Origin of the sequence: Desulfobaculum sp. SPO524 (genome assembly GCF_044987625.1) — a bacterium.
Classification (GTDB): Bacteria; Desulfobacterota; Desulfovibrionia; order Desulfovibrionales; family Desulfovibrionaceae; genus Desulfobaculum.
Genome location: NZ_JBJDSB010000002.1, coordinates 1,230,000 through 1,253,285 on the forward strand (window position 1 = coordinate 1,230,000; position 23,286 = coordinate 1,253,285).

Genomic DNA, 23,286 nt, shown 5'->3' on the forward strand with positions numbered 1-23,286 from the left:
CAAGAGCGAACATAAACGACCCATAGTATACTCGGCGGCACCATGAAGAAGAAACACGCATTCAGCGGCTGCCACCAAGGCTGCCCGGTTGAGGCAACGCTGGAAGTCATCGGCGGCAAGTGGAAGGGCATCATTCTGTATCACCTCATGGCGGCACGCGCCCCCATCCGCTTCAACGCCCTGCAGCGGGAACTGCCACAGGTCACCCGGCGCATGCTCACCCGCCAACTCCGCGAGATGGAAACCGACGGCATCATCCTGCGCACCGCTTATCCGGAAGTGCCCCCACGCGTGGAATATTCCCTCACGGCCAAGGGCCACACCCTTGCGCCCATCATCAATGCCCTGCGGGACTGGGGCGAAAAACACGCCCTGCGCCCCGACGGCACACGGGCCTAGCCCCGTCCCTCGCCACGGCCCCGCGTCTCCACAGCCCACCGCCCGCAGCGCCCCAGCCTGCGCGCAACGAAAAACGGGCGGCCGTCATAGACAGCCGCCCCGGTGGTGGTATGTATCTATGGCGCGTCCCCGCGCCAAGGCTTAGCCAGCCGCCTGCGCCCGCTTATGCAGCGAGGCGCTGACGTCATTAAGGTTATCCATAATGCCGGACAGCGTGGACACCGCCCCATTGGAGCCCTGAACGTCCTGCTCTGCCTGTCTGACCAATTCTTCCATATTGTGCAGGGCGGCGGCCACCTGCTCCGTTGCCGAAGCCTGCGCCTCCGCGGCCTGCGAAATGCGCGAGGAGCGTTCGTACGCCATCTGCACATCCTGCGCGATGGCGACAAGGTCCTCCCCGGACTTCTCGGAAAGCTCTGCCGTCTGGGTGATTTCCGCCGCGATGTCCGACATGGCGCGGGCATTGTCCTGCGCGGACTGCTGGATGCCGTGGATGGTCTGGCCGACCTCCTTGGTGGCGAGCATGGTCTTCTCCGCCAGCTTGCGGACCTCATCCGCGACAACGGCAAACCCACGCCCGGCCTCGCCAGCGCGGGCGGCCTCGATTGCGGCATTGAGGGCCAGCAAATTCGTCTGGTCCGCGATGTCGGAAATCACGTTCATGACTTCGTTAATGGACTCCGCGTGGTGCTCCAGCGTTTCCATCTCGGCCCGCAATTCCTGCGCGCGGACATGGATGCCCTTGATGGCCGTCACGGAATCCTGCACGGAGCGCGCACCGGCGTTGGCGGCTTCCATCTCGCTTTTGCCCTGATGCATGGCTTCATCGCCCATGGTGCGGATAGACAACGCGGCTTCGCTCAGGCTCTGCATAGCGGCTTCAATCTCCGCCATCTGCGTCTGCTGACCGCCGGACTTTTCATCCAGCCCCGTCATGTGCGATTGCACCGTCACCATCACGGAATTGCCCTGCACCACGGTCTGCTCCAGCGTACTGGCCGTGCGCAGCAGTTCCTTGAGGGACGTTTCCACGCGGCCCTGACTGGTCTCAGCTTCGGAGCGGGCGCGGGCGGCCTCGCGGGCCTCCTGCCGGGCGCTTTTCATGGCATCCTCCAACTCGCTGTAGCTGCGGCGCAACTGGGCGGCCATGGTATTCATGGTGCGCATCAGCTCGGACAACTCGTCCTTGCCGTCCTCGGGCAGGCTGACGTCCAGCGCGCCGTCAGCAATGCTTTTGGCCCCGACAACCGCCTGCGAAAGTGGGCGCAGAATGCTGCGGATGATGAAGACGCACAGGGGCAAAACAATACAAAGCCCCACTGCGCCAAACACCCCGGCAGTCATCATGATGCGCGGACGCGTAATGGACACCAGCGCCTGCTGCAAACGGTTTTCCGCGGCCTTGATGTTGGACAGATACGCGCCGGTACCAATCCAAATATCCGTACCGGGAATGTAGACGGCGGAGCCAATCTTCTGCTGCACGCCTTCGCCCGGCTTCTCCCAAGGGAATTCCGTTACGCCGCCGCCGGAGCGGGCGATGCCCAATAGATTGCGGATAAGATAGGCACCGTCCGGGCCTTTGAGGCCACTGAGGTCCTGCCCGATAAGACGGGACATGGTGGCGTGCGCCACGCAAACGGTTCCGCGGTAGGCATAGAAATAGCCGGAGTTATCCTCACCAAAGCGGATGGCGTCCAAATTGCGCTGCACAATGGCGTACTGCTCGTCACGGTCCGTCACGCCGCGAAGCTGTGTCGCAAGAGAATTGGCCAGCACCGAGGTAACGACGCTGATTTCCTCCTCCACGTCCTCCAGCTTGGACGCCTTGATATGCTCCACGCTGGACTGCACCAAATACCGGGACGTATCCCAATACGAATACAGCATCACTCCAAGAAGCAGGAATAAAATGCCAACGATGAGCTGAATCCTGATGTTGATCGTCAACTTACGGATCACGATATCCTCCCCGATTGGTATGGTTTAACACCTCATCAGCGCAGGAATGCAGTGCGGCTCTTTGAGCGCCCAGCTAAGCAGGCCTCATATTCCCCTCACGCACTGCTCCATTGCCGCTGCCACCGCTGCAGGCGGCAGTCCGCATCACCACGGGCGTAACACGGCAGAGTCTTGTCCCTCAAAATACTTCATGCCAGTGTATTTCCATCACTCATGCATTGCGCGCGCCGCATTCAACAGCGCATCGGAGCACTGGACGTATTGCGCCCATGCCGAGGCCGCACTTGTACCATACAAGCGGGCGACGACATATTCATCACAGCCGTGTCACCGGAAGATGAAAATCCATTGCGTCCGCAAAACAATGCAGTAACGATAAAGACGAGAACCTAGTCACCTTTTGTAGCAAAAGGCAAGAGACAAAACTCTTCAAAGAGACGCCTTGTGCATTTTTTCTACTGCCAACACAACAAAACGTCACCTGCGCGACATAGTGCCACATAAAATCAGCCTCCCCGCGCCACAGACGCCAGGACAAACCACTACAGACAGCAGGACGCAGACGCAGAGGCTCCATCTGGATGGGCCACGAAACGGAGCACGAAAAAAGGGGCGGATGCCAATGCATCCGCCCCATGGTGTGTGCCTTCGATTCCGGCGTGGAGTTGCCGCGCCGGCAAGCTACTGCGCAAGCTTCAAAATAGCCTCAAAGTCCTTGGCCGTCAGCTTTTTCACCACGCCCATACGGCCGAAGCCCACCGCGCTTTTGACGATGTCATCCATACGAGCCATATCCACACCCAGTTCAGCAAGTGTGGTCGGGTGGCCCCAGTCGCGGAGCTTCGCCTTCCATGCGTCTACGGCCTCCTGCACGGAGTCCGCGCCCCAGACCTCACGCGCCCAGCGGCGGAACAGGTCCGGCTTTGCGTCCGCGCAGTAGGTCACCCACGCGGGTTCGATGACGCCAAGGCCCGCGCCGTGGGAAATCTTGGGATACACGGCGCTGATGCCGTGCTCAATGCCGTGGGTCACCCAGTCGCCACCATCGGCGTGGCCAACCCGCGTCAACCCATTAATAGCCAGCGTCGCCGCCCATGCCAGACTCGCCCGGGCGTTGTAATCGCTTTCATCGGCCTTGAGGCGGTCAGTCATGGCCACAACGGTGCGCATGAGGCTCTCGTCCATAGCCAGCGTGACCTCGCTGTCGCCGCCCGTGAAGTAGACTTCCATCACGTGCGAGAGGGTATCCACCGCGCCGTTAACGGTCTGCCACCACGGCAACCCCGCCTGAACGGACGGGTCAATGGCCGACACCACAGGATGGAGTGGCTCGCCAAAAAGGGCCCACTTTTTCTGCTCGGCCTCATTGGTGACAACAGCGCCCGCGTTCATCTCGGACCCTGTGGCGGAGATGGTGAGCACAGTGAAGACCGGCAGAGCGTCCTCAACGGGCCGACGCCGCTCAAACAGCTCCCACACGTCGCACTGCGCCTTGACGCCAGCGGCAATGGCCTTGGTGGAATCAATCACACTGCCGCCGCCAACGGCCAGCACGGCGTCCACACCCTCGGCGCGGGCGAGCTCCACACCTTTGCGCACGGTGACCAGCTCCGGATTGGGCTGAATGCCCCACAGCTCCACCCATGACACCCCGCTTTCCTTCAGCGATGCATGCACGCGGTCCAGCACGCCGTTTTTCTTGATGCTCCCGCCACCGGCCACAAGCAGAACTTTTCCGGCCCCGGCGCTGCGGATGGCCGGGCCCATTTTTTCGATACTGTCCGTGCCAAAGTGGACACACGTGGGATTATGAAATGTGAAGTTAAGCATATGACTTCTCCTTGTATCGCAGTTTGTTGCGAAGATGCACAACGCACCATGCCAGAAAAATCACGCTGCGTACAAGCCTCTTTCTCCGTAGTATACTTCCTGACACCACACGGCAGGGGGGAATCAACATGCGCCCGCCCTCGCGCCCCTCTTGCCGCTGAGGACATGGCCGATAACTCGGGCGGGGCGACGCCACCAACGCCAACATAGAAAACTGAAGCGCGCCACACCACTCCCTCCCCAGCCCCGGACATTGACGCGCGCCGCCCGCGGCGGTACGCGGGACGCCTGCACCCTTCAATCAGGAGCCGACATGCCCTCCCTGACGCTGATTCACGACACACCACTCATCTGGGCCCACCGGGGCGGACGCTCCCTTGCGCCGGAAAACACCCTTGCCGCGCTCCGTCAGGCGCATGCCACCGGTGCCGACGGCTGGGAGCTTGATGTCCAACTGACCAAGGACGGCGAAGTCATCGTCCTGCATGACCTCAGCCTCCTGCGCACCACCAACGCGGCGGCGCATCCTGCCATATCACGCACCCCGCCCCTCGTGCCGTGGCGTTTTACGCTGGCGGAATTGACGCAACTCAGCGCGGGACTTTTCCCACGCGGGGCCGCTGCGGCGTGCGCGCATCCGGGCGCCATTTCACGCGCCAGCCTCCCCACCGCCGACACCGCCATACCCACCCTGCGCGGCGCCCTTGCCCTAACCGCAGAGCTAGGCATGTGGGTGAATATTGAAATAAAGGACGTCTCCAAAACCCTGCCCCGCCCCCTCGCCCAAAGCATAGTGGACGCCGTCCTGCGCGAGGTGGCCAAGGCAGACATGGACCGCAGCGTCGTCATCTCGTCCTTCAACCACGCGTACTTGCGCGCCATAAAAGACAAAGCCCCGCACATCCTCACCGGCGCACTGACGCCCCACACGGCAGACCCGGACCCAGTGCGTACCGCTCGCGATGCGCGCGCCGACGCATGGCACCCCGGCTACCGGGGGCTGACAAAGGCGGCGGTCAGCGCGGCGCGACGGGCCGGGATTGCCGTTACGCCCTACACCGTCAACACCATCCCCAACATGCAGCGCCTGACCGACTGGGGCGTGACGGGCCTTGTGACGGACCGCCCGCAGGACGCCATGCCATGGCGCAATGGTCTGACAAACGGCCTCACCCGCCCCTAGCACACACAAGCCGCCAGCGGCCCAACACCCAATGCGGCACAGGGCGCGGCGCGACTCGGCACGCCAGAGGCGCAACGCACGGCCGCCTGCACCGCCAGCACCGCCAGCACCGCCAGCACCGCCAGCACCGCCAGCACCGCCAGCACCGCCAGCACCGCCAGCACCGCCAGCACCGCCAGCACCGCGCAAACCATCTCTCCCCCCCCCCTGTCCACCTACCCTTGCATATTATCCCCGCACCCCAGCGACACCGCACCCAGCCTGTTTCCACTCGTCAACCACACAGCGGGCCAAGGACACACAATGCACCGGCCCGCACACAAAAAAAGCCGCGCCGGACCTTCTGGTCCAGCGCGGCGAATGCGTCTGTATATGGCGGAGAACACTCAGGGGATGCTGCGGTAGGCGGCTTCCGTCAGGTGCTCAAGGAGCTTACGGGAGTAGTGCAGGGCCTCCTCTTCGTTGCCATAGGCTACGGCCTGCATGATGCTCCTATGCAACAGGCTCCCCTTCATGTTGTCCGACTTCTCCTTGTTGGCAAACCAAAACCGACGAGACAGGCTTTGCACCTGCTCCATGGTGTGGTGGAAGTACGGGTTGCCCGTGGCGTCGGCAATAAGGGAGTGGATGTCCTGCAGGCAGTGCAGCAGCCCTTCCTCGTCGTTTCGTTCCGTGCTCTCGACAATAGCCTCGCCAAGGCGGAGCATCTGCTTTTTCTGCTGCACAGTGCCGCGCATGATGGCGAACTTCAGGCAGATTGGCTCAATCTGCTTGCGCACCTCCAGCAGCTGAATCTGCTGCTTGGGCGTAATGGCCAAAAACTCAACACCCTTGCGGGGGTGAATCTTCAGCAGGTGCTCCTGCTCCAGCTTTTGCAGCGCCTCGCGCACGGGGGTGCGCCCAAGGCCGAGCATCTGGGAAAGCTTATTCTCGGAATACAAAACTGATACATCAATCTCCCCAAAAACGAGCTTCCGCTCAATTTCAAGGCGTGCAATTTCTGACTGTGTCTTTTCGTGCATAACCTGTGCTTGGTGGTGAGTTGTACGGGATGGACGCCTTGTCCGGCGGGGCACCCACAGCCGCAGCCTGCCATGGATGTGGCAAACTGTGCCGCGGCCTCCCTCCTTAAGGCTACATCACCATACAGAGGTCGCGCCTGCGGCGCAATGCCTTTGAAAGCCCCGCCCACAGCCTATCATCCAGCGCCAGCGTCCCTCCCAGCCGATCCTCCCCTCTTCCTCAGCAGTTGATGTATCAGACCGTCAATCCCTTTTAAGATACCACGCTCACAGAAAATATTTCAACGCACCCACCCAATCTGCCACGCCCCTCCCGGGGGCGCCCCAATCTCTTCGACAATATACAGCAACAGTCTTATATCATTTGCTTTTTCCATAACACCATAGCAACTCACCCCTGAAACCTTCTGGCATATCTTACGCCAAAAAACTCCCCCAACACCCCTCCAAGACCCCATCAAAATGGTGTCCAGTTGACGAAAATCCCATTTTTCACTTGCGCTGAAATATCAGCTGATATACAAGCCATCCCCATACGGTGCCTGAACGCACCAAGAACAGGCGTTAAACCCCGCCAATCGGGATTTTAGTAACATATACCAATATTGGAGAAGGCATGAAACTTTGGAATGAGGTCGCTTTCGCAGACAAAGCCTCCCCTGTTCTCCGCGAAGTGGACGTTGTTGTCTGCGGCGGAGGTCCTGCCGGTGTTGCCGCCGCTACTGTCTGCGCCCGCCAAGGTCTGGACACTCTGCTGGTGGAGAAGAATGGATACTGCGGCGGCGCTGCCGTTGCGGGGCTGTCCGGAACCATCTGCGGCCTGTTTCAGGCGCAGCAGGACATCAAAAATGCCGACCCCAAACAGATCGTCTTTGGCTTCGCCGAAGAATTTCGCGCCCGCATCGCGGACAAGGGCGGCCTGACCGACCCGCAAATCTACGGCAAAACCCACGTCGTCACCTTCGACCCGCACATCTGGCGCGAGGCCGCGGACGACATCCTTGAGGAAGCCGGCGTCTCCTGCCTCTACCACACCACAGTTACCGAGGTGTGCAAGGAGGACGGCGCCTACACCGCCATCCGTCTGGAATCCACAGCCGGAAGCACCTTCGTCAAGGCCAAGGCATTCATTGACGCCACGGGCGACGCAGCGCTGGTTGCCAAGTCCGGCCTGCCCTACACCTACGGCAGCAACGGCGCCATCCAGAACCCCACAATGATGTTCCGCCTTGCGGATGTGGTGGAAGAAGACTTCTACGACTACTTCGGTGTTGACACAATATGCCCGCCCGACCTAACGAAACGGCTGACCGAGGCATACGAGTCCAAGACCTACGCCACCCCCCGCAATCGCATCTGGGTTTTCCCTACCTCTCAGAAATCCGTCTTCCTGATGAATTGCACTCAACTTGCCGGTCAATGTGGCGAGATGCTCAACGTCATCAACCCCGAAGACAGGACCTACGCTGAAATCTCCGGCCGCAGGGCGGCCCGCGAGTACCACCGCTTCTTCAAGGACAACGTCAAAGGCTTCGAGAACTCCCAGCTTGTTGACATGGCACCGGAAGTTGGCGTGCGCCAGACCCGCACCATTCAGGGCGAAACGCGCCTGACCAACGACCATGTGGTCCAATGCACCAAGGCCGAGGACGGCATTGTTCGTTCCTCGTGGCCCATTGAGCTGCACGCGGGCGACGTCTCCAAGCTCCACTGGCTGGTGGATGATTACTACGAAGTCCCCTTCGGCACCCTTATCCCGCAGGGAACCGACAACCTCATCGTTGCCGGAAGAAGCCTCAGCGCCGACCACGAAGCACTGGCCTCCGCCAGGGTCACGGCCCAATGCTTTGAATACGGGCACGCCGCCGCCATCGCCACTGCGCTCATGCTGCAGGGCGGGTGCACGTACAAAGACGTTGACGTCCAGCAGATACGCCGCCGCATGATCGACAACGGCAGCGCCTTATAACTCGTACAACCTCACGAACGGACCCCGTTCACGCCACGAAAAGGAGAGGAATCATGGACAATTGCAAGATCAGCCGAGTAGAACTCTACGCCGTCGCAGACCGTGAAGCACCGCCCATCCCCTGGGCCGACAATCAGGAACCGCTGCTGTACACCAACAACATCGTCCGCCTCATCACCGAGGACGGCACCGAAGGCGTTGGCGCCACCATCAGCTACACCGAAAACGACTTCGACAAGTGCATCATTGAATCCATGCGCACCATCGTCCCCGGCCTCATCGGCAAAAACCCGCTGATGACCGAGGAACTGAACTCCTGGCTGATGGCCCGCTGCTCCTGGGGCGGCCTGCCCGCCAAGTCTCCGGTGGACATCGCCGCATGGGACATCAAGGGCAAAAAGGCCAACATGCCTGTGTACATGCTGCTCGGCGGCGCACGCACCAAGATCCTCTCCTACGCTTCCACCCCCATGTTCGACACCGTCGAAGAGTACTTCCCCTACCTCGACGACTGCATCGAGCACGGCTTCACCGCCATTAAGCTGCACTGCTACTGCGTGTTCCACAAGGACCTCGCTCTCGTAAACGCTGTGCAGCAGCGCTACAAGGACTCCGGCGTCCGCTTCATGCTGGACACCGCCACCTTCTACACGCCCGAAGAGGCCATGAAGATGGCCAAACTGCTGGACGAGTACAACTGGGAGTGGCTGGAAGCCCCCGTGTCCGACTACGACTACAAGACATACCAGCGCCTTGTGGCCAACACCGATCTGGAAATCTCCAGCCACGGCAACTGCCTGCTGACCCTGCAGGAAGTCACTCACGCCCTGTCCAACGACCTGTGGTCCGACGTACGCCAGGACGCCACGGTCTGCGGCGGCATCACCCCGCTGAACAAGTGCTTCGCCATTGCCGAAGGCCACTCCAAGCCTCTTGAAATCCAGAGCATGGGCTACACCATCACACAGGCCGCCAACCTGCACGTGGCTCTTGCCCACCACAACTGCAAGTACTTCGAGCAGTTCTACCCCTACGAGAGCTTTGAGCTGGCCTGCAAGTCCACGCCCATCCGCACGGACAAGGACGGCTTCGTCCACGCCCCCGAAGGCGCAGGCCTTGGCGTTGAAATGGATTGGGACGCCGTAAAGGCCGCTTCCATCGCCACGTACAGCTTCGAGTAAACAGAGGGACCACCGATGAAACTCAACGCATCCAATGTTGACCTGAGGCTCACCCTGACGAGCTTCGCGGCCGTTGTCGCCCTTGGCGTCGTGGCCGTCCTGTACCCCGAGGGCACCAAAGGAACCATGGGCAGCATGCTTGACTTCACCGTCAAGAACCTTGGCTCCGGCTTCCTGTGGTATGCCATGTTCGCCACTGCCATGCTGCTGTATCTTGCCCTGTCCAAATACGGCAACATCCGCCTTGGCGGCGACACACCCAAGTTCAGCAAGTTTCAGCTGTTCACCATGGCCCTGTCCGCCGGCATGGGCGCCAGCACCATGTACTGGGGCTTCATCGAAGCCGTGTACTACTACATGGATCCGCAGTTCGGCATTGTGGACAAGCCCTTGTCCATGGAATACGCCGCCGCCTTCAATATGTTCCACTGGGGCGCTGCGGGCTGGTTCATGTACCTCATCGTAGCCATCCCCTTCTGCATCGTGTTCTACGTGAAGAAGAGCCGCCGCATGAGCCTGAGCGGTGTTGTCAACAGCATGTTTGACGATGCCCTGCCCCTGTGGGCGCAGAAGCTCATCGACCTGCTGTTCATCATCACTACGCTGGCGGCCACGGCGCTGACCCTCGGCCTTGGCATCCCGATGATTTCGTCCAATATCAGCCACCTGACCGGCATCCCGGACAGCCTGACCATGGGCATTGGCATCATCCTTGGCCTGTCCGTCATCTTCTCGCTCAGCTCCTACATCGGCATCGAGAAGGGCATGGCCCGCCTGAGTAATGCCACGGTGTACATCTGCGCCGGTCTTGTTGGATTCGTGTTCATCATCGGCCCCTCGGCCCTCATCATGAACAACACCACCAACGGCATCGGCATCATGCTCACCGAGTACCTGCGCATGAGCACCAACACCGATCCGTATGGCAACTCCTTCTTCCCGCAGTACTGGACGATCTTCTTCCTCGCGAACTGGATTTCCTACTCTCCGGGCCTTGGTGTGTTCATCACCAAAATTGCCAAGGGCCACAAGCTGCGCGACCTCATCCTTGTACTGGTCGGCGCGGGCACCCTCGGCACCAGCATCATCTTCGGCGTGTGCGGCACGTTCACCATGGACCTCATGAACACCGGCGCCCTTGATGCTGTTGGCTTCATCAACAACAACCAGCCCACCGCGCTGGTGACAGCCATCTTCGGCGAAACGCCGTTCCCGCTGGCCATGACCGCCGTGTACCTCATTGCCATGGTGCTGTTCACCGTGACCACCCTTGACGGTACGTCCTACTCTCTGGCCAGCATCTCCACCAAGCACCTGGACAAGGACGCCAACGTCTCCCCGATGTTCCGCCTGTTCTGGTGTCTGCTGCTGACGGTTATCCCGATTATCTTCCTGCTCATCAACGCGCAGCTGAATATCCTGAAGTCCTTCCCCGTGCTGATCATCGTCCCGATGATGCCTATCTTCGCCGTCCTCGGTTACAAGACCACGGCATACATCCAGCAGGTGTTCGGCAAGTTGGACGCCAAGGAAATCGAACTCTACTCCATCCGCCTGTCCCAGACGGACAAAAGCCCGGCCGAAATGCCCCCCATGGAGGCTGGCATTGCCGCCCCGGCAGCCGCTGACCCCACCGTCGGCGCCATGCTGAAGGACGACGCCAACATCGTCGCCCCGGCGCAGGCCGACTAAACCTGCGCCGCATCAGCCCGCGCCCACGCGGCGCAGACCGATGCACACCATCCCGGCTTGCCCCTCAAAGCCGACCGCACACCCGCCCCGGTTTCCTCAGGAAGCCGGGGCGGACTGCGTATGCAAGGCGTCGCCCCGCATGACTCCTGCTCTACCCCCTGCGCAACCATGCACATGCCAGCCCTACCAGAGGTGTATACAGCTCCGGGCCTTGTATTGGGCCGCATCCCCCATCTCTCACACTCTATAAACAACGCCGCCACCCTCTGAGCCGCCGCCTTCCACTTTTCCCTTGCCATCCAACAAAGCACATGGCTATTCTTCCCGCTCGTCCTCGCAAGGAAACGGAATACGGTGAAAATCCGTAGCGGACGCGCCACTGTAACTGACATATACCTTTCGCAGTCACTGCATTCCTCACATGCGGGAAGGCTGTGGAGCACAGGGTCAGAAGCCAGGAGACGCCCTTGCAGGCAGAGCACGACAGTCTCGCGATTTGGACTGACTCGTCATGCACGCCTTGCCACGCCCAACCGGGCGGGGTCTCTTTGTGCATTGTGTCTTCGCGCCAGTCGGTCGTTGCTCCTTGTTCATCACACATCAAAGGAGTGACCACATGCCTACCCACATTCTCGGTTTTCCCCGAATCGGAGCGAAACGAGAGCTGAAAACGGCTCTTGAAGCGTTCTGGAAGGGCGACCTCCCAGCACAGGAACTTGCCTCCACCGCCCAGTCCCTGCGCCGCGCTCACTGGGCGCAGCAAAGAACGCTGGACATGGTTAGCGTCGGCGATTTTTCGCTGTATGACCATGTGCTCGACATGAGCTTCACCCTCGGCAACATTCCGTCCCGCGCCACCGCCTCACCGGGCAGTGAACTGGATGCCTACTTCCGCATCGCGCGCGGGCGCTCCGCCGCCGACCGAAGCAAAGACGGCGTCAACGCCGGTGAAATGACCAAGTGGCTCGACACCAACTACCACTACATCGTCCCCGAATTCACCAAGGACACCACCTTCTCCCTGAACGCGGACCGCTTGCTCGACCAGCTTGCCGAGGCTCACAAGGACGGACGCCAAGCCAAGCCCGTCATCATCGGCCCCGTCACCTACCTTTGGCTCGGCAAAGCGAAGGATGACAGTGACAAATCAAAGCTGTTGCCACGGCTCGTACCCGTCTACGAACAGCTCCTCAACGCGCTCCATAAGGCTGGCGCGCAGTGGGTCCAGATTGACGAACCCATTCTTGTCACGGAGTTGGACGCCTCGTGGCGCGCCATGCTTGAAGCCACCTACAACCGCCTTGCATCAAGCCCGGTAAAGTCCCTGCTTGCCACCTACTTCGGCACGCTGGAGGAGAATCTCGACTTTGCTCTTGGCCTCCCGACCAACGGCATCCATATCGACGCCGTGCGAGGCCGCTCGGAAGTCCCTCAGATTGTCGACGCGCTCCCCGGTGACAAGGTCCTCTCCCTTGGCGTCATCGACGGCCGCAACATCTGGAAAAGCGACCTCACCGCACTGCTTGACTGGCTGGAACCTTTGGCGACGCAGTTGGGGGATCGCCTGTGGCTGGCGCCATCCTGCTCCCTGCTGCACGTTCCTGTTGACGTAGAACTTGAGGACGCCATGGACGCAGAAATCCGCAGCTGGCTTGCCTTCGCCACGCAAAAGCTAGATGAACTGCGCATTCTCGACATAGCGCTCACGCAAGGACGCGACGCCGTTTCCACCGATTTGGCCGACAACGCCCGGGCCATACACAGCCGCCAAACCTCCACAAGAGTCCACAATCCCACGGTGAAGGAGCGCGTGCGGGCCATTACGACAGAGATGGGGCGCCGCAACAGCCCGTACAATGAGCGCCGAAACAGACAAAAAGACGCCCTCAACCTTCCCCTCTACCCAACGACCACCATTGGTTCCTTTCCGCAGACCAAGGACATCCGCGCCGCACGACTGCGCTTCCGCAAGGGGGAGCTCGATACAAAGGCCTACACGGAGCAGATGCGCCACCAGATCGAAACCGTCGTCGCAGAGCAGGAAAAGCTCGGGCTGGACGTCCTGGTACACGGTGAACCGGAACGAAACGATATGGTAGAATACTTCGGCACGCATCTGGAGGGCTACGCCTTCAGTGCCTATGGCTGGGTCCAGTCCTACGGCTCGCGGTGCGTCAAGCCGCCCATCATCTTCGGCGATGTCTCCCGCCCCGGTCCCATAACCGTGAAGTGGAGCACCTTTGCCCAATCCCTCACGGAGAAGCCGATGAAAGGCATGCTCACAGGCCCGGTGACACTCCTCAACTGGTCCTTCGTCCGCAACGATCAACCCCGCGCACAATCCTGCCGCCAGCTCTCCCTCGCCATGCGCGACGAAGTTCTGGATCTGGAAAAGGCGGGGATTCACGTCATCCAAATTGACGAAGCCGCCCTGCGTGAAGGCCTGCCCCTGCGGAAGTCGCAGTGGAGCGACTACCTCGACTGGGCCGTTGCATCCTACAGGATTACCGCCAACGGCGTGCAGGACGTCACCCAGATTCACACGCACATGTGCTACTCGGAATTCAACGACATCATCGCGGCAATTGCCGACATGGACGCAGATGTCATCACCATTGAGACGTCCCGCTCCGATATGGAACTTCTCGATGTGTTTGACGACTTCTCCTATCCCAATGAAATAGGGCCCGGCGTCTATGACATTCACTCGCCAAACATCCCGTCTGTGGATTCCATCGTGGACCTGATGCGCAAGGCCGCACAACGCATCCCTGCCGAAAGGCTCTGGGTCAACCCCGATTGTGGCCTTAAAACACGCGCATGGCCCGAGACTCTCGCCTCTCTTGAAAACATGGTTACAGCCGCCAAGCAGCTGCGCGGCCAGTAGCACCACCTTGGTCGCATCCGCGAGGATGCCGCCATGCCTTGTGCGCGGCCTGTCCCCTGAGCAGGGAAGCAGGCCGCGCTTTTTGTCTCACTCCCTCCCCCCTTCGCATCCGCAGCCGTAGGGCCACAGCCCAAGCCATCCGCACAGAATACAGCCCCACTACCGACGCGAAACTCGCACAAAGAACGCCCATACACGGCGATGCCTCTTGAACTCTTTCCTTGCGTCATCACCTCAAAAATGAGTGTATAGAGAGTATGGAGGTGTATTCCATGCGTTGTGCTCTTGCCCTGCTTCTCACCATCGTGCTCTGTGGCGCGGCCCCATCCGCACTGCATGCTGCCGAGCCGCTCCGCATCTATCTCGACGCCGACAGGTCAAGCGCGCAGGAATCCACAACCGCCATTGAACGCGGCATCAAAACCGCCTTGGCAGAAGTCCACAACACACTCCTTGGCCGCCCGGTGGAGCTGACCGTCCTCGACCACCGGGGCAATGCCATGCGCAGCCTTGCCAATCTCAAAGCCGCCGCCGCAGACCCCAATATGCTGGCAGTGTATTGTGGCCTGCACTCTCCGCCCGTGCTGACGAACCTCTCTTTCATCAACGACAGCGGGATTCTGCTGCTCAACCCGTGGGCCGCCGCAGGCCCTATCACGCGCCCCAAAAGTGGCCCAAACTGGGTCTTCCGCCTTTCTGTAGACGACACCAAGGCCGGAAAAGTCATCATCAACCGCGCCATTGCCCAGCGCGGCTTCACCCGCCCCGCCCTGCTGCTGGAAAAAACCGGATGGGGATTCTCCAACGAAAAGATCATGGTCAACGCCTTGGCCGCGCATGGAGCCTCTCCGGCCGTCACCAAACTGTTCAACTGGGGCATCAGCGTGCCCGCCGCCAAAATCATGCTCCGCGACGTGGTCACCGCAGGGGCGGACGTCATCATCTTTGTGGGCAATGCTCCTGAAGGAATTGTCTTCTGTCAGGCAATGCTCGAGCTGTCCCCCGCGCTGCGCCGCCCCATCATCAGCCACTGGGGCATCACCGGCGGCGACTTCCCCCATGTCATCACACCGGCACTGCGCGCGCAGCTTGATATTGAATTCCTGCAAACGCGCTTCTCTTTCCTCAACATACGAGACAACGCCCTTGCGCGGCAGGTTTTCGCAAAGGCGACAGCGCTCTTTGCCGACGTTGCCACGCCGGAGGACATCACAGCGCCGACAGGCTTCGTCCATGCCTACGACCTGACGCGGCTGCTCATCGAGGCCACCAAACAGGTAGAGCTCGCAGGCAAAACACCCGAGAACATCGCCGCCATCCGCCAGCAAACCAAACATGCCTTGGAGCACCTTCACGCTCCTGTGCAGGGCCTCATCAAAACATACACGCACCCCTTCACCCCATATTCCCCAGACGCGCCCGACGCCCACGAGGCCCTTGGCGCGCAGGACCTGACCTTCGGCCAATATGGAAGACACAATGAAATCATCCTCATCCCCTAACGCCGACCACCCGCTTTCCACAGATGATGCGGGCCGTCCGTCGCTCTCCCGGGTGCTGACGTGGTCCATCATCGTGTTCTTTGTCCTGCAAACGCTCTCCGGTGTCGCGGTTATCGTCTTTTTCATCGGCGGCGCTATGACCGACCTGCAACACACCCACATGAAAAGCGAGTTGACCGACAGAAAGCAGAATCTGGACTTCTACCTCAACAGCAGACTGAGCCTGCTCCAGTTTCTTGCCAAGCAGCCAGCCATCATCACCGGCGCCATGAACCCTACGCTCAGCAAGGCCAGCGCCATCGACACCATAGATTCCTTCTCGCTCTTGGAAGGCTCCGCCACCATCATTTTTCAGGATTTTCAGGGAAATATCATTCACAGCACCGCCCCACTTGCAGAACATGCGCCACAGGGCGAACACTTTGCAGCCCTGATGCAGGAGGAAGCCGCCTCGCACGTTGATGTCGTTACCATGGCTGGCGGCGCAGGATCTTACTGGCGGCTTGCCCTTCCCATCCGGTATCAGGGACGCCCCGAAGGTGTGCTGACAGCGCTCATCCCCATGTTCCTTGGCGAATTCACGGAATCCACCCTCGACGAAATGGCCGTCTCCATCGTCTACGACGGTGTGCCAGTCTTTCAGGAAGGCAAAGCCGCACCGCCCGTCGTCGTGACAGAGGTCGACTCGTCATTTCCAGGCATCACCCTGCGGCAGGAAATGAGCAGCAGCGTCGTCAACAGACAGGTGACGTACCTCGTCACCCTGCTCGCAGGCGCACTGGTTGGAGGCACTGTCCTCATCGTGGTCATCGTCCTCACCATCAGCCGCAGGGCCATCCTTGTGCCGCACGAAAAACTCCAAGCCCTCAGCGCAAAGCTGGAGGAAAAAGTGCAGGAACGCACCAGAGAGCTACAAAAACGCCAAGATCAACTCACAATTGAAGTCCGCGAACGCGCCGAAGCAGAAATGGTTGCACGGGAAGGCAATCAGCTTGTTTCCGCCCTGCTGGCGGGCATTGGCGGCGCATTCTACATCATTGATCCCAAGGGGCGGACCATCATCCGCTCAAACTCTATTCTGCACGGCATGTTCTCCACCACTCCGGAAGCCGTGAACGGCCAACCCTGCGAAGCCGCCTTTGCAGGCCAGCCCGACGATGCGCAGCAATTCTTCTGCCCCGGCACCATCGAAACCCGCTACTGTGAAGGCGTAGGCACCCTCCCCGATGGCTCCAAGTTCCCGCTGGCGCGCTACCTCGTGCCTATGGAAATTCAGGGCGAGGACCACATCGGCGTCATTCTTATGGACATAACGGAGCGCAAAACCCTTGAACGGCGACTCAACACCGCGCAGAAGCTGGAATCTATCGGCGAACTCGCCACAGGCATCGCGCATGAAATCAACACGCCCATTCAATTCGTCAGCGACAGCGTCCGATTCATCAAGGAAGCCTTTGAGGATATTTCCGAAGTGCTGGACGCGTATGACGCTCTGGCCAAAAGGTGCCGGGAAAACGGCATGGAGACGGAGCACCTCAACGCCATCGACACCGCCGCTGACGACGCGGACCTTGAATTCCTCCGGGACGAATTCCCCAAGGCGTGCGACCGGGTTTTGGATGGCACAGAACGCGTGGCTAAAATTGTGCGCTCCATGAAAAACTTCGCCCATCCCGGCGAGGGAACCAAGAAGCTGGTCGACATCAACCAAGCGCTGGAGAACACCATCATCGTAGCCAAAAACGAATGGAAATACGTCGCAGACCTCACCACAGACTTCGGCGACATTCCCCTCGTCCACTGCCTGCCGGGCGACATCAATCAGGTGTTTCTGAACATCCTCATCAACGCAGCCCACGCCATAGAAAGCGTGGTGGGCGCCTCCGGCAACAAGGGCCAGATTACCCTGTCTACCACCGCCGACGACGGCATGGTCACAGTCGCCATCTCCGACACAGGAAGCGGCATCCCCCAACAGTTCCAAAACAAAATCTTCGACCCCTTCTTCACCACCAAAGAGGTCGGCAAAGGCACAGGCCAAGGCCTCGCCATCGCCCACGACATCATCGTGGAACGCCACAACGGCGAACTGGACTTCACCTCAACTCCAGACGAAGGCACAACATTCTTCATCAAACTCCCCATCATCAGCGCCGGGGACGAATCTGAGGGCGAAGAATGAAAAACGGTGATAGGGAGTCAAGGAGTGAGGGGGTTAAGGAAGCAACGCGGCACACCGTGGTGAGGCGAGTAATTGAGTATGATTTTATGAATGGAGCAGGCGGGAAAGCCGTGCAGATGGCCTGCCGAGCCGAAAAGGAATGGGCGGTAGAGAATCACCGAAGGCATCCCTAGCTGAATGGAAAAAGCTCAGAAGTGGTCCCGTTTGTTCGGGCCTTTTGGTGGCACAACGGAGGGACTGGTTTTCGAGAATGATTGCACATGGCTTCACGGATGAAGCAGGTGGAAGACACAAGCAAAGAGTTTGCCGAGCCGAGAAGGGCTGCGCGCGGCAGAGAATCGCCGAAGGGTATCCCAGAAGTGGTCCAACTTGTTCGAACCAGTCGGCGGCAAAACTAAGGGGGACTACTTTTCGGGTTACGCCGCCAGCGCTTCCGCCGGGCCGCACACCGTAAAGTCCTCAGGAAACCTCACTCTATACAGAAACCAAGAACGACGGCAGAGCCTCACCCTTTCAGACCACTAAAGAATGCGAAAACTCCCCATCCACCACATATACCTCAAAAATTCCCCAACCTCACAAATTTTCCCTTGCAACGAACCCAATTCTCCCTTAACTATCCCCTCGTCCGCACGCGGACACCACATACCAAGAGCGCGGAGAGGTAGCGAAGTCCGGTCGTAACGCGCTCGACTCGAAATCGAGTTATCGGTGATGAGCCGATACGTGGGTTCGAATCCCACCCTCTCCGCCATCTGCAATTAAAACAGGCCCCTAGAAGTAATTCTGAGGGCCTGTTTTTCTATATTCTAACCCCGTCTGAAACCCTTGTGGGGTGATTTGTGGGGTGAAAATTGTTTGTTGGGGTTTGGTAACTCGACCTAGTCGCAGGGCTCTTAATATCTAAAAGGACTTTTGCAGCCTCCCCCTTCAACAGGTATCACGCCATTCAAAAACGTTTACCCTACTCGAATCGTCTACAATCACTTTCACCCTCCTTACGAACGCAGGCCAATATACGCCGAAGATACACTCCCCAAAAATCTAATCCAGCGCCAGTAGCCCTCTCCCTTTATCTATCTTGAGAAATTCGATAACAGAACCAGTTCAAAAAAGATCAAGATTAAAATCAGCCAGCTCCATCATTACTTCTGCCTACATCTCTCTTTGGAGTCATACTTACACAAAAAGCACAACATGTTTACACCCTTGCACATAACGCATCGCCAATATATCCTTTAGAAGTTGTCCTAACGTATGCCTACTCATCACTCACCCCAGAAAGCGAACTATACAAAATGACCTCAAATTTCTATCTACCTCGAAAGCTCCGCAGCGAAGACCATACATACACTGAAGAAGAGCTACTCAGGGAATCAAATTACATTATTATTTTATCCGAACCAGGTGGGGGAAAAACTGAACTTTTGAATAGCCTTGCTCAAAAGATTGAGACCCCTTTAGAGACGGCAACCCGTTTCACCATTACAAACCCCAGTCGAAAACGACAGCCAATTATAATCGACGCATTTGACGAGCTATCTAAAATAGAAACAAACAGCTCCTATGCTCTCCATAAGCTTCTGGGAAAAGCAGCAGAAACGGAACCAACTCGATTTATCATCTCAAGCAGGTCTAGCGAGTGGGACGATTCCGCGACAAAATCTGTCGAAAATTTCTTCAGGGAACCCCCTCTTGTAGTTAGACTGGTAGAATTTTCTGAACCAGAACAGAAAAAAATATTCAAAAATCATTCTCCTGACGAGGACTTTCGTAATTTTTATTCAGAAGTCACCCGATTTGAGTTGCAACCGCTTTTACCAAACCCACAATTCCTAAAGATGCTTACGGACGCATATCTCGAAAGCGAAAGAGAATTCACCAACAAAAGATCCATTTTTAAACTGGCCGTTGAGCGCCTCGCAAAGGAGGTTAATAAAACGACTCCCCGGACTCATCATGCGCTCTCAACAAGCCAAAAAATAGAAATCTCTTCTGAAGTGTTTGCCAAGCTTTTACTGGCAGGTGCGGAGGGAGTTAGCGTAGCAGAAGCGTTTGAAGACAGAGTTAACCCAGCTCTTTCGTCATTAGTTAATAGCTCGGAACCAATCACTGAGATCTTAGGCACACGACTTTTTAAGCTAGGAAACAATCCAAATCAGCACCACCCAACACACAAGATTGTCGCAGAATACTGTGCAGCAGACTATCTTGTACAACGAATTTCTGACCGCGCAGCCCCCTTGGCATTACCAACCTGCTTGTCAATTATTGCTCCTAACTCAACCGTACGAGATGAGCTTAGAGGGTTATTAGGATGGATGGCGACATTAGGAAACCATGACATTCAAAAGGAAACTATTGAACTTGACCCTTTCGCAGTACTTGCGAATGGGGACCCATCTCAACTTGATCCCAAATCTAAACAACAACTACTATCAGCACTTGAAGCTATTGAAAAAGAGTATCCATATTTCCGCCGCAACGATCTCTGTCGACGTTTTAGCGTGTCAGGTTTTTTTACAACAGAGATTATAGACGATGTTAAAATACACCTAGCCCGCAAAAATAGCGGGCAGTTTCGAACCCTTCTTCTTGAAATGCTATTAGAATCTTCTATCAATCATTCTTTGAAGGGTGATCTGCGTCAAATCCTGCTAGACACTGAAGAACGCAAATACAATCGGCTGCTTGCGAACCAATCCTTATTGAAAACCGAAAATTACGATAAAGAATATGATTTGAGATGCCTTATCTCTGAGGCGAGCGAAACGTCACTGAGAATCGCGACGAATAACATTATATCATTGGGTATATACAAATTCGAATTGCAACTTCTTGAACACTTACTTCGCAAATGTTCCGAACTATATCCTAAACAATCTAGGTCTATACGAAGCAATTTCACGAACCGTGATTTCATAAACGACTTAATTAAAGAGCTGGACACTTGTTCCACAGAAAAACTCTTGGACTCTTTATCAAGCAGCATATCTTGTTCGTGCGAGCTAGATTCTTATCATTGTTACTGCCGAAACGGGATAAGTAAAATTATCGGCTTAATGTTGGACCATTATTTTGACGTCGCAAAACCACAGTTTGACCCCACTCGTGTTTGGAGTTGGATCAAAAACTTAAGATTTCAACGAGATAAATCTTCAAAAAACAGTAAATCTGTCCAAATTTTACGTGAAGACAAAGGACTGCGGCAAGCTATATTCACTCTTATTTTTGACAAAGTAACCGACCCTGAACAAATATTGCAAATCAAAATATATCAATTAGGTACTCACAACCATTCGGGCCTCAGTTTATTATACGAGGACCAGGAGTTCTTAATCAACTTGGCATTCAATTCCGATAATCCAGCCTTATGGTCTAGTTTTTTTGCTCACCACAAAAGACATCACCAAAGAGAAATAAAAACTCAAGACCCTTTGCGACACTGCATGCGTGTACAGGCACTTGAAAAGCCCGAGTTTATGCGTGAATGGGCTAAACACCAGAAGAAAGCGCAACTCAGGCTCAAACAGGAGAAACAAGACTGGATAAACCCACAAAGACGGCGCGCAAGGCGGACTCAAAAGAAAAAGCAAAAGACTTGCACGCACAACAAAAACTATATCCAAAACCGGAGGCAACTAATTGAAAGCGGCAAGGACCCAAATGTTTTGCTCTTTTTTGCAGAACTGGTCCTTAGAGAGCCAGAGCATATCGAACAAGAAGTTGGAGACTTCCAAATTGTTCGAAAAGCTTTAACAAACTGCTTAACCTCCATCGAACAAGAAATCCCAACACTACAGGAACTTGCCAAGCTACAATGCGCTTCTAAAAGTATGAATATAGAAAAAATTCTATATGCATCTTGTATTGAAATCATGCGCAGTGAGAAATCACTACGCAGTGTCAATCCGTCATTGGTAGCAGCTCTGAAAACCAATCTGAATATGATCTATCCAGGTGTTAAACAAAGCGAGCGTGCTGACCTTAAGTCGGAGGTTAATCACCTGCTTTTTAAGAGCAAGGAATCTGCAGAGCGATTTCTACGCCAGTATCTAGAACCCCAGATAGCTCAACCACAGTGCCAACATCCTGAAGTTGACCTGCTAACACGAGACGACGTGTTCAAAGATTTACGTTCTAAACTATCCATTGAATGGCTTGAGCAGTTCGACAATATTGCGTATTTAGCTTTGGACTCATTATTTGAGTGTGCTGCTCAGCATGGAGATCGCACAAAATTAAATCAAATTATCCTCACACGATGTTCTAAACTATTCCTTGCGAGGAGCGCTGCTCCAACTGACGAAGATATCGAACAAAAATGCAAATTCTGGTTTATTCGAGCATTCTGTTTTCTTAGCCTGCAAAAAGCTGCACCATTCTGGTCTTGTCTGACGTCAGACAGAAACACAGTGCTCCAGCTCTATAGAGTCGTTGATAGGCTGCGATATGAAGATCGATCTTACTGGCCCAAACTCTCATCCGCAAAGATAAAAACTATTTTAGATAACTTCTTTGACAAATGGCCAAAAGTCCCCCTACCCCATGCTTGGGGTTCGTTCAGTCCTGATAAGGAAAAAGCCTATCGTTTTCTTACGGAACTCATTGGTGCTATAGGCAATGATTCTCCTGATGAAGCTTTACCTGTCCTAAGCTGGCTTCGAAAAGACACACGCTTCGCAGAAAAGATCCCAGAAATAAAAAGCATCCAAGCCGAACAGATTAAACGAAAGGCTTTAATGGAGTTTGAGCCGCCTACCCCAGAAAATATTGTCAACTTGCTAGATCATGACGCCGTTGTCACTGTTGAGGGATTACGCAAGCGCATCCTTCAAGAATTAACAAAATATCAAAAAGACATTCATGGAGGTGAATTTAATTCTGGAAGTCGTTTTTATTCAATTGACAAAGATGGGAATCACACTCGTCTCAATGAAGTTAAATCCATTGAAATTATTGCTGAACGACTAAGCTTGGTACTTTGCTCTCAAAACATCATCATTACTCCTGAGCATCAGACCAAAAATCAAAACAGAGTTGATATAACCGCAGCTAAGATAATTGATGGGGTAAGGCATTTAGTTGTAATTGAAGGAAAAGGCCAATGGCATAAGAATCTATATTCTGCGGCGTCTACACAACTGCACGACAGGTACTCGATTCACCCTGATGCTAAATTTCAAGGGATTTATCTAGTCTTATGGTTTGGAATTGATGAACTTGTTGCAGGCCGAAAAAACCATGACATTAAAAGCGCATCTGAATTAAAAAGGCGCATTGAGCATCATATTCCTCGAGAGATAAAGGGACGAATCGATGTCTTTGTTTTAGATGTATCAATTTAGATTCATAATTTACGTTTCCTTCCTAATCTTTTATTATACAACAACCATACGATGATTGTTGCTATTACACACTTTAGCTTCAAAAAGAAGCTTGCTTGTCTCTCCAAATCACATCACATCAATATAGTC

General features: G+C 56.2%; 13 protein-coding genes, 1 tRNA gene and 1 riboswitch. Of the genes, 10 read left to right on the forward strand and 4 right to left on the reverse strand.

The window, feature by feature from the left end:
- The first annotated feature begins 42 nt into the window (after nucleotides 1-42).
- Nucleotides 43-399 (forward strand): winged helix-turn-helix transcriptional regulator, encoded by a 357-nt coding sequence (locus tag ACI3L3_RS11010; RefSeq protein WP_404845159.1) that lies wholly within the window; start codon nucleotides 43-45, stop codon nucleotides 397-399.
- 141 nt (nucleotides 400-540) lie between these two features.
- Here the strand turns inward: ACI3L3_RS11010 and ACI3L3_RS11015 are convergent, their stop codons facing one another.
- Nucleotides 541-2,361: a methyl-accepting chemotaxis protein gene (locus ACI3L3_RS11015; RefSeq protein ID WP_404845160.1), complete on the reverse strand. Its 1,821-nt coding sequence runs from the start codon at nucleotides 2,359-2,361 to the stop codon at nucleotides 541-543.
- Between the two features lie 681 nt (nucleotides 2,362-3,042).
- Nucleotides 3,043-4,191 (reverse strand): iron-containing alcohol dehydrogenase, encoded by a 1,149-nt coding sequence (locus ACI3L3_RS11020; RefSeq protein ID WP_404845161.1) that lies wholly within the window; start codon nucleotides 4,189-4,191, stop codon nucleotides 3,043-3,045.
- Between the two features lie 313 nt (nucleotides 4,192-4,504).
- On the opposite strand from ACI3L3_RS11020, the gene ACI3L3_RS11025 reads away from it, so the two are divergent.
- A complete protein-coding gene (locus ACI3L3_RS11025) occupies nucleotides 4,505-5,374 on the forward strand; it encodes a glycerophosphodiester phosphodiesterase (RefSeq protein ID WP_404845162.1) in 870 nt (289 codons plus the stop codon).
- Here ACI3L3_RS11025 and ACI3L3_RS11030 read toward each other — a convergent pair.
- Nucleotides 5,371-5,589 (reverse strand): hypothetical protein, encoded by a 219-nt coding sequence (locus ACI3L3_RS11030; RefSeq protein WP_404845163.1) that lies wholly within the window; start codon nucleotides 5,587-5,589, stop codon nucleotides 5,371-5,373. The two genes, ACI3L3_RS11025 and ACI3L3_RS11030, sit on opposite strands and share 4 nt — an antisense overlap.
- Before the next feature lie 171 nt (nucleotides 5,590-5,760).
- Nucleotides 5,761-6,396 (reverse strand): GntR family transcriptional regulator, encoded by a 636-nt coding sequence (locus tag ACI3L3_RS11035; RefSeq protein ID WP_404845164.1) that lies wholly within the window; start codon nucleotides 6,394-6,396, stop codon nucleotides 5,761-5,763.
- 616 nt (nucleotides 6,397-7,012) lie between these two features.
- On the opposite strand from ACI3L3_RS11035, the gene ACI3L3_RS11040 reads away from it, so the two are divergent.
- The 8 genes from ACI3L3_RS11040 to ACI3L3_RS11075 all read left to right on the forward strand — a co-directional run bounded on the left by ACI3L3_RS11040 (nucleotide 7,013) and on the right by ACI3L3_RS11075 (nucleotide 23,157).
- Nucleotides 7,013-8,365, forward strand: coding sequence for an FAD-dependent oxidoreductase (locus tag ACI3L3_RS11040; protein WP_404845165.1), 1,353 nt, complete (start codon nucleotides 7,013-7,015; stop codon nucleotides 8,363-8,365).
- A 53-nt stretch (nucleotides 8,366-8,418) separates the two neighbouring features.
- Nucleotides 8,419-9,546: a mandelate racemase/muconate lactonizing enzyme family protein gene (locus ACI3L3_RS11045; protein ID WP_404845166.1), complete on the forward strand. Its 1,128-nt coding sequence runs from the start codon at nucleotides 8,419-8,421 to the stop codon at nucleotides 9,544-9,546.
- A 15-nt stretch (nucleotides 9,547-9,561) separates the two neighbouring features.
- A complete protein-coding gene (locus tag ACI3L3_RS11050; RefSeq protein WP_404845167.1) occupies nucleotides 9,562-11,238 on the forward strand; it encodes a BCCT family transporter in 1,677 nt (558 codons plus the stop codon).
- A 295-nt stretch (nucleotides 11,239-11,533) separates the two neighbouring features.
- A riboswitch (cobalamin riboswitch) is annotated at nucleotides 11,534-11,723 on the forward strand.
- 131 nt (nucleotides 11,724-11,854) lie between these two features.
- Nucleotides 11,855-14,125: a 5-methyltetrahydropteroyltriglutamate--homocysteine S-methyltransferase gene (gene metE / locus ACI3L3_RS11055; RefSeq protein ID WP_404845168.1), complete on the forward strand. Its 2,271-nt coding sequence runs from the start codon at nucleotides 11,855-11,857 to the stop codon at nucleotides 14,123-14,125.
- 272 nt (nucleotides 14,126-14,397) lie between these two features.
- Nucleotides 14,398-15,627, forward strand: a complete 1,230-nt coding sequence (locus ACI3L3_RS11060; protein ID WP_404845169.1) for an ABC transporter substrate-binding protein — start codon at nucleotides 14,398-14,400, stop codon at nucleotides 15,625-15,627.
- Nucleotides 15,605-17,809 carry an ATP-binding protein gene (locus tag ACI3L3_RS11065; RefSeq protein ID WP_404845170.1) on the forward strand — a complete coding sequence of 735 codons (2,205 nt, stop codon included), beginning with the start codon at nucleotides 15,605-15,607 and terminating at the stop codon, nucleotides 17,807-17,809. Before ACI3L3_RS11060 ends, ACI3L3_RS11065 begins: the two co-directional genes overlap by 23 nt.
- Before the next feature lie 658 nt (nucleotides 17,810-18,467).
- A tRNA-Ser gene (locus ACI3L3_RS11070) sits at nucleotides 18,468-18,563 on the forward strand.
- A gap of 544 nt (nucleotides 18,564-19,107) precedes the next feature.
- Entirely contained in the window at nucleotides 19,108-23,157 is a 4,050-nt protein-coding gene (locus ACI3L3_RS11075; protein WP_404845171.1) for an NACHT domain-containing protein, read from the forward strand.
- The last annotated feature ends 129 nt before the right edge of the window (nucleotides 23,158-23,286 follow it).

Bases quoted from the DNA above. Each gene is read 5' to 3' on its own strand.
- ACI3L3_RS11010 (WP_404845159.1), top strand. From the start codon at position 43: ATGAAGAAGAAACACGCATTCAGCGGCTGCCACCAAGGCTGCCCGGTT.
- ACI3L3_RS11020 (WP_404845161.1), bottom strand. From the start codon at position 4,191: ATGCTTAACTTCACATTTCATAATCCCACGTGTGTCCACTTTGGCACG.
- ACI3L3_RS11025 (WP_404845162.1), top strand. From the start codon at position 4,505: ATGCCCTCCCTGACGCTGATTCACGACACACCACTCATCTGGGCCCAC.
- ACI3L3_RS11035 (WP_404845164.1), bottom strand. From the start codon at position 6,396: ATGCACGAAAAGACACAGTCAGAAATTGCACGCCTTGAAATTGAGCGG.
- ACI3L3_RS11040 (WP_404845165.1), top strand. From the start codon at position 7,013: ATGAAACTTTGGAATGAGGTCGCTTTCGCAGACAAAGCCTCCCCTGTT.
- ACI3L3_RS11045 (WP_404845166.1), top strand. From the start codon at position 8,419: ATGGACAATTGCAAGATCAGCCGAGTAGAACTCTACGCCGTCGCAGAC.
- ACI3L3_RS11050 (WP_404845167.1), top strand. From the start codon at position 9,562: ATGAAACTCAACGCATCCAATGTTGACCTGAGGCTCACCCTGACGAGC.
- metE (WP_404845168.1), top strand. From the start codon at position 11,855: ATGCCTACCCACATTCTCGGTTTTCCCCGAATCGGAGCGAAACGAGAG.
- ACI3L3_RS11060 (WP_404845169.1), top strand. From the start codon at position 14,398: ATGCGTTGTGCTCTTGCCCTGCTTCTCACCATCGTGCTCTGTGGCGCG.
- ACI3L3_RS11065 (WP_404845170.1), top strand. From the start codon at position 15,605: ATGAAATCATCCTCATCCCCTAACGCCGACCACCCGCTTTCCACAGAT.
- ACI3L3_RS11075 (WP_404845171.1), top strand. From the start codon at position 19,108: ATGACCTCAAATTTCTATCTACCTCGAAAGCTCCGCAGCGAAGACCAT.